Source organism: Microcystis sp. M49636_WE2, from assembly GCF_030065375.1.
GTDB classification, from domain to species: Bacteria; Cyanobacteriota; Cyanobacteriia; order Cyanobacteriales; family Microcystaceae; genus Microcystis; species Microcystis aeruginosa_C.
Map to the genome: position 1 here is coordinate 1 of NZ_JASJFG010000863.1, position 2,519 is coordinate 2,519.

At 42.8% G+C, this 2,519-nt stretch carries 4 protein-coding genes; all 4 read left to right on the forward strand.

What is annotated here, in order from left to right:
* Positions 1-212, forward strand: a 212-nt coding sequence (locus PX484_RS19735; RefSeq protein WP_288105218.1) for a DUF29 domain-containing protein, incomplete at its 5' end; no start/stop codon positions are given.
* Between the two features lie 207 nt (positions 213-419).
* Complete coding sequence (locus tag PX484_RS19740) at positions 420-1,145, forward strand: hypothetical protein (RefSeq protein ID WP_002733009.1); 726 nt, start codon at positions 420-422, stop codon at positions 1,143-1,145.
* 366 nt (positions 1,146-1,511) lie between these two features.
* Positions 1,512-1,886, forward strand: a complete 375-nt coding sequence (locus tag PX484_RS19745; RefSeq protein ID WP_149978030.1) for a DUF433 domain-containing protein — start codon at positions 1,512-1,514, stop codon at positions 1,884-1,886.
* The gene (locus PX484_RS19750; protein ID WP_149978031.1) at positions 1,883-2,278 is read left to right on the forward strand and encodes a DUF5615 family PIN-like protein; all 396 of its coding nucleotides are present in this window, start codon (positions 1,883-1,885) and stop codon (positions 2,276-2,278) included. The genes PX484_RS19745 and PX484_RS19750 overlap by 4 nt, the downstream gene beginning before the upstream one ends.
* Positions 2,279-2,519: the final 241 nt, after the last annotated feature.

Consider the following 2,519-nt stretch of genomic DNA (forward strand, 5'->3'; position numbering starts at 1 on the left):
CTTTTCGTCTCGATATATTAGATGAACTTAAAGATAGTCCTAGTCTGAAACCTTATCTTTTGGAAATTTTTGATGAATGTTATCTTTCAGCCCGAAAAAATGCCAGTGACCGCTCTCAATTACCCCTCGATACTTTCCCCGCTATTCCTCTTGGTTCCCTTGAACAAATTCTCGATGAAGATTGGTTTCCTGTGGGCGATAATCTGGATTAGGCTGCTCCATACTGCTGTAACAAAAAACAACTATCCCCCGATAGCGATCGCTAAAAGTCGAATAATTGTAAGTTTTTGTCAAGGGGTGCGGTCAGATCGAAGAATCATCGCTAGAATGAGCCTAATTGTCAGGAATTTAGTTAAACAAGGTTTTTGGCAATATGCTAATCTGGCTAACACGCTTTTGGTCGTGATATGGGGAATGAAATGCTTAAAATTCTAATTGAAAACTTATCCAAGTTATCTGAAGTCAGTGAAAGCCTTCAGAAAATCATTAATTTAAAACTACCACTGTGGATGATTATTCCACTGCTCTTCTTATCTAGTTTCCCTTCAATTCAAAGTTATTTGTCCAGTAGAAAAGAGACTGTGCTTTTACCGGCAAATAAACTGTGGCTAAATACTGGTTTAGAAATTAAGCCTGGTCAAGAAGTAAAAATTACAGCAACTGGTTCAATTAATCTTGCTATTCATCGACTGGTTGAGGCTGCCTATACCCATAAATACCCAAGATTGGGATGGATGGAACCTGAAGGCGGGCAGCCTTTAGGTTATAAAGATTTACGAATAAAGCAGTACCTAATTTCACCAGATAACAACTATGGTGTTTTACTTGCCTGTATCACTACAGAGGACCTGAGCAAGACTAACCCTAAACCTAAAAATATTAGCGTAATAGGAAGAAATGCTTCAATCAAGAGCGAAAAAGGAGGAAAACTCTGGCTAGTTGTCAACGATGCTGTGCTTAACAAGGATGCGGAAAGTGCTTACATACTCTCTCAAAAAGAACTTGATGAAACTTATGGTTCAGGCAAGGTTACAGTAAAACAGAGGGAAGATGAGTGGAAACGAATTGTAGATGATAGCTATTTTGAAGCATATTTTGATGATAACTCTGGAGCATTTTTGGTTCAGATTCAGTTTGCTCAGTGAGTAGTGCAAATCGCTGTATCACAATCCGCTTGCACAAGGAACTGAGGTATCCACTATCGGTTATGATGGATGCAAAGCGCGATCGCCGATCTTGTAGGGTGCGTTCCCTAATGTGACTCCCACTGCTCCAGCGATCGATTTTGGGGAACGCACCATGCCCATTGATTGAAACTGTGGGTTTAAGTACGGTGTGGGCTAATCTGGCTAACACGCTTTTGGACGTGATATAAAGATAATACGGGTGACGGTTTATCTGATGACTGAGAATGGATGTGTAGGGGATGTCTTTCAGGCATTTTTCTGCGGCAACTTTATATTTTTGATAAAATACGAGTTAGTGAACGCAGCCCTTAGGGGGCTTTGGCTATGACGCTCGCATCAAATGAACAAACCGCTATCATTCGTACAGAGCGGGGACTGACGATCGCAGGAACCCGCATCACCCTCTACGATGTGATGGATTATGTGACTGCTCAATATCCACCTAAGTTCATTCAGGGATTATTTGATCTGACGGAAGAGCAAATTAACGCTGCCCTGGCTTATATTGAGGCTCATCGTGCGGATGTAGAAGCTGAGTACCAGCAAGTTCTCAAAGAAGCTGAAGAACTGCGACAATATTATGAAGAGCAAAATCGTGAGCGAGTTGCCCGTATTGCTGCTAAGCCGCCAAAACCAGGCACAGAAGCCATTCGAGCAAAACTTCAAGCGGAAAAAGCCAAGTTGGCATCACGGGCATGAATTTTCTAGTTGATCATAACTTACGAGGGCATTCTGTTGTCCTCGCCGGTGGCCTTGCTGCGAGTGGTTGGCTTGACTTGATCTCGATTCGTTTTATTCTGTTTGAAGAAGTTGGGTTAGCTGTCACGAGCGATGATCGCGTTGTTTGGCGGTATGCCCAAGCCAATCAGATGATCCTGATCACCGCTAACCGAAGTATGAAAGGCAAAGATTCCCTGGAGCAAGTGATGCGGGAGGAAAATACCCCCACATCATTACCCGTCGTGACAATCGGTAATATTGAGCGACTACTTGCCGAGCCAGATTATCGAGATCGTTGCGTTAACCGTTTGGTTGATATTGTAGTTGATATTGAAGATTATCAAGGCGCAAGACGCATTTTTATTCCGTGACGCGCCGAATGCTAGGGCCGTTGAAGTCTATCTGTAGGGACACGGCATAACGGGGTCTTTATACTGAATCGGTTTTTAATAGTATGATTAACTGCCAATTCAACTTGAAAAACCCGCTCCCTTCTCCCCACTGCTGTAACAAAAAACAACTATCCCCCGATAGCGATCGCTAAAGGTCGAATAATTGTAAATTTTTGTCAATGGGTGCGGTCAGATCGAAGAATCATCGCTAGAATGAGCC